The sequence below is a fragment of the Saccharomonospora saliphila YIM 90502 genome (assembly GCF_000383795.1).
GTDB classification, from domain to species: domain Bacteria; phylum Actinomycetota; class Actinomycetes; order Mycobacteriales; family Pseudonocardiaceae; genus Saccharomonospora; species Saccharomonospora saliphila.
The window spans coordinates 34401-38608 of the sequence record NZ_KB912724.1 but is presented as its reverse complement, the minus strand read 5'-3'; the positions used below and the strand labels follow the sequence as shown (position 1 = coordinate 38608).

Annotated in this window: 6 protein-coding genes; 3 read left to right on the top strand and 3 right to left on the bottom strand. The window is 72.0% G+C overall.

Annotated features, from left to right (window positions below):
* Positions 1-87: 87 nt before the first annotated feature.
* Together SACSA_RS0118745 and SACSA_RS0118740 are read right to left on the bottom strand one after the other, a co-directional pair.
* Positions 88-549, bottom strand: a complete 462-nt coding sequence (locus SACSA_RS0118745) for a hypothetical protein (protein ID WP_019819253.1) — start codon at positions 547-549, stop codon at positions 88-90.
* Positions 550-664: 115 nt separating this feature from the next.
* A complete protein-coding gene (locus tag SACSA_RS0118740) occupies positions 665-1156 on the bottom strand; it encodes a hypothetical protein (RefSeq protein ID WP_232213004.1) in 492 nt (163 codons plus the stop codon).
* A 155-nt stretch (positions 1157-1311) separates the two neighbouring features.
* Here SACSA_RS0118740 and SACSA_RS0118735 point away from each other — a divergent pair, with 155 nt between their 5' ends.
* A complete protein-coding gene (locus SACSA_RS0118735; protein WP_019819251.1) occupies positions 1312-2007 on the top strand; it encodes a TetR/AcrR family transcriptional regulator in 696 nt (231 codons plus the stop codon).
* A gap of 32 nt (positions 2008-2039) precedes the next feature.
* Entirely contained in the window at positions 2040-3038 is a 999-nt protein-coding gene (locus tag SACSA_RS0118730; RefSeq protein WP_028662035.1) for an aldo/keto reductase family protein, read from the top strand.
* A gap of 39 nt (positions 3039-3077) precedes the next feature.
* On the opposite strand, the gene SACSA_RS23790 is transcribed toward SACSA_RS0118730, so the two are convergent.
* A complete protein-coding gene (locus SACSA_RS23790) occupies positions 3078-3854 on the bottom strand; it encodes an IspD/TarI family cytidylyltransferase (RefSeq protein ID WP_048876998.1) in 777 nt (258 codons plus the stop codon).
* Between the two features lie 149 nt (positions 3855-4003).
* Here SACSA_RS23790 and SACSA_RS23785 point away from each other — a divergent pair.
* Positions 4004-4208: nicotinate-nucleotide--dimethylbenzimidazole phosphoribosyltransferase (locus SACSA_RS23785; protein ID WP_048876993.1), on the top strand; the 205-nt coding region annotated here is incomplete at its 3' end.

The following is a 4208-nucleotide window of genomic DNA, read 5'->3' as shown; positions in this document are numbered from 1 at the left end:
CGCCCGCGACCGGACAGCCGGAGGCGCCCCGGGCGCGTGGTGTGCCCGCCGACCGCCGGGCGCGGGCACACCACGGGCCCTCGGGGATCAGTGGAAGAGGAACTTGGCGTCAGCGGTCTCCGTGCTCGGGCACAGGAAGCTGCCGCCACTCTTGTACACGGTCACCCCGGCGGCGCTGTAGGCGCGCGTCGTACCGTCCCGCTCGGCCTGCACGTTCTCCGCCTGGTACTCGCAGGTCACCCCGTATTCCACGACGGTGACGTCGATCAGGTCGGCGGTCGCCGTACCCGCCTCGTCGTCGAAGGTGACGGTCGGGTCGTTGTTCAACGTGACGGTCTTGCTGCCCGAGCACGTCGTGTTCGCGTTCACGGTCTCGTGGTCCACGGTCAGCGTCTCGGGCGGGTTCGCGCTGGTGTCCGCGTTGGTCCAGCTGCACGTGTCGCCGCCGGAACTGATGGAACCGTCGACCTTCTGGTGGTCCGCGGCGGCGACTCCCGCCGTCATGCCCGTGAGGGCCAGCGCACCGACGAAAGTCCCGAGCGTTGTCATGAGCCGAGCCACTGTTACCTCCATTGGCCAGTGTTACCAGCAGGTAGCTGGCCCTCCAATAGAAACATTGGAGTTTCTATTGGTCAACCCGGAGCATCGCACCGGGTACCGGGCGTCACCGCAGCGGTGTCCGGACGAACGGCGTCAGCGCGCACAGCTCCCGGCGCAGGTCCGCGGCGTCCGGGTCGGCGTCGGCGCCGGCGCCCAGCACCCGCTCCGCGGCGCGAAACACCAGTCCCACCACGAACTCGACGTGCGTGCTCCCCGCGGGCGTGTGGTCGCCGGGCCGCTCGATCAGGGCAGCCACGGATTCCTTGAAGGCGGCCAGCCGCGCGATCAGGATCGGTTCGCACGCGCGCGCGGCGACCACGAACAGGAACCGGGCCGCGTCCCGGTGGCTCGCGGTCCAGCGCAGGACAGCCTCGACCACGCGCCGGTAGCGCTCGACACAGTCCCCCTCGCCCCGCCACGCCGCCGCGCACACCGACCAGCACTCGCCCGCCGCCTCGTCGAAGGCGGCCGCGCCACAGGCCAGCACGTTTCGGTAGTGTTGGCCGAACACCCGACGTTCCACACCGGCCGCCACCGCCACCTCGGCCGCGGACACCTCGGCCAAGGACCTCCCCCGCAGGACCGCCCGGAGCGCCGACCGCAGCCGGGCACACACGGGACACTCTGCTGTGTGCGTGGTCACAATCGGAGGGTAACGGCCGGTGAACGCACGGCCAACAGACGACAGCGCACGACCGGACCGGAGGAACGGTGGGCGAGCGGACGGAACGGTTACCGCCCGGCCGCCACGGGCTGTCCCGCGACTACGTCACCGACCACCAGCGGGCCCGGGTACTGGGCGCGGTGAGTGAGGTCGTGGCCGAGCACGGCTTCCCCGGCCTGACCGTGGAGCGCGTCACCACCACGGCGCGCGTCTCCCGCAAGACCTTCTACCAGTATTTCCGGAACAAGGAGGAGGCCTTCCTCGCCGCCTACGACGACGTGGAGCGGCGCCTGACGGACCGGCTCGGACGCGTGCCGGATCACGCGGGTGACCTCGTGCGCCGGGTGGAGACCGCCCTGGCGACCGTCCTCCGGTTCCTCGCCGAGAACCCGGCCGAGGCCCACCTCGCGGTCGTCGAGGTGCTGGCGGCGGGCCCGGAAGCCCTGCGGCGGCGCCACGAGTCGGTGCGCGCGGTCGTCGCGCTCGTCGACCGCGACCTGTGCGCGCTCGCGGAGTCCCACGGCGCGCGGCGGCCGCCGTCGATCACCGCGGAGACCGTCGTGGGCGGCGTGGTCGAGGTCCTGTACAGCCGGATCGTCCGAGGCGAGACCGACGGTCTGCCGGAGTTGCTCGGCGACCTCGTGTACTGCGCGCTGCTGCCCTACCTCGGCCCGGCGGCCGCCGCCGCGGAGCACGACCGCCTCACCGCACCGGGGGAACCCGCGCACCACGCAGGTGCTTAGCAATGCGAATGATCAATCTCTAGACTGACGGCATGGAGTTTCGTCGTCTCGGCCGAAGTGGCCTCACCGTCAGTGAAATCTCGTACGGAAACTGGCTCACCCACGGATCGCAGGTGGAGGAGGAGCAGGCCCACGCCTGCATCCGGGCGGCGCTGGACGCCGGAATCACGACCTTCGACACCGCCGACGTGTACGCCAATACCGCCGCGGAATCGGTGCTCGGCCGGGGTCTGGCCGGGCAGCGCAGGGAGAGCCTGGAGATCTGCACGAAGGTGTTCTGGCCGACCGGGCCCGGCGGGCCCAACGACAAGGGCCTCGGCCGCAAGCACATCATGGAGTCGGCACACGCGTCGCTGAGGCGTCTCGGCACCGACTACGTCGACCTCTACCAGGCGCACCGGTTCGACCACACGGTACCGCTCGAGGAGACGATGACCGCCTTCGCCGACCTCGTGCGCCAGGGCAAGGTGCTCTACGTCGGCGTGTCGGAGTGGAGCGCCGAGCAGATCGCGCGGGGTGCCGCGCTCGCCCGTGAGCTGAAGATTCCGTTCGTGTCGAACCAGCCGCAGTACAACATGCTGTGGCGGGTGATCGAGGAGCAGGTCGTACCCACCAGCGAGCGCGAGGGCCTGAGCCAGATCGTCTGGTCGCCGATCGCCCAGGGCGTGCTCACCGGCAAGTACCGGCCCGGCCAGGCGCTGCCCGAGGGGTCGCGCGCCACCGACGAGAAGGGCGGCGGCGCGAAGACGATCAGCAGGTTCCTCCGCGACGAGGTGCTCACCAGCGTGGAGCGGCTGCGCCCGCTCGCCGAGCAGGCGGGTCTCTCACTCGCCCAGCTCGCGGTCGCGTGGGTGTTGCAGAACGGCAACGTGGCCTCCGCGATCATCGGCGCGTCGCGCCCCGAGCAGGTGCGCGAGAACGTCGAGGCGGTCGGCGTCCGGCTCGACGACGACCTGATGCGGGCCATCGACACCGAGCTGGCCGACGTGATCGAGCGCGACCCCAGCCACACCCGGAGCCCGGTCTTCTGACCCGCCGCCGGGTCCCGCTCCCGGCGGACGTCCCGGACCTCACCCCGGCCGGGTGCCGCGCACCTCCGCGCGGTGGCCCGGGCCGGGGCGGGACGGGCCACCGGCCAGAACCCGCTCGGCGACCACCAGGTCGTGCGGGTAGGTGATCTTGATGTTGCGGGGGTCGCCGGGGACCCACCGCACCGGCACACCACCGAAGCGCTCCACACAGGACGCCGTGTCGGTGCCCACGAAGCCCTCCCGGTACGCCTGTTCGTAGACCTCCAACAGCGGCGCGGCGCGGAAGCCCTGCGGGGTCTGCACGCGCACGAGGGTCTCGCCGGGCCGGTCGACGACCACATCCTTCTCGGCCGGGACCTCGACGAGGTCGTCGGCGGCCAGACCGGGCACGGCGCCGCCGTGTTCCCGGGCGGCCCGCAGCACCGCCGTGATCAGGTCGACGTCGGCCAGCGGGCGCGCGCCGTCGTGCAGCAGGACGGTGTCCACCTCGCCCGTCTCGATCCGCGCGGCGAGATGGCGCAGGGCGCACAGCTCTGATTCCTGTCTGCTGGCGCCGCCGTGCACGACCTCGACCTCGGCGTCGAGGTCGGCGTCCAGTACCGCCGAGACCAGCTCGTCGTCCCGCGGCCTGGTCACCAGCACCAGCGTGCCGATCCCCGGTGTCCGCGCGAAAGCCTCCAGCGACCAGGACACGACGGCGCGCCCGGCCAGAGACAGGTACACCTTGTTCGTCGCCGCACCCACCCGCGAACCCGCGCCGCTGGCCAGCACCACACCCGCCGCGCGGCCGGGGCCGCCATTCCGCCCTCGCGCCATCCGCCCGAGCATAGAAGTCGTTCACCGTCCCCGGCCCGGGGGCCACCCGCGCGCATCCTGCGAAAGGCGGTGCCCACACCGCCACAGCGTCACAGCGGTTCCCACCGCCACAGCGTCACAGCGGTGCCACGACTGGGTACCGTGTCGGCGTGCCTGTTGAGTTCGCCGACGTGCCCGCTCTCTTCGACGTTGCCGACGCGCCGCCGGCACGCCGCCGTCCCCGGTTCGGCACGGTGGCCGAACTCGGTTCCTGGTTGGCCACCTGCCAGGGCGCGTTCCCGCCCCGGCCGCTGAGCCGCCCGCGGCTCGTGGTGTTCGCCGCCGACCACGGCATCGCCGCGCGCGAGGTGTCCG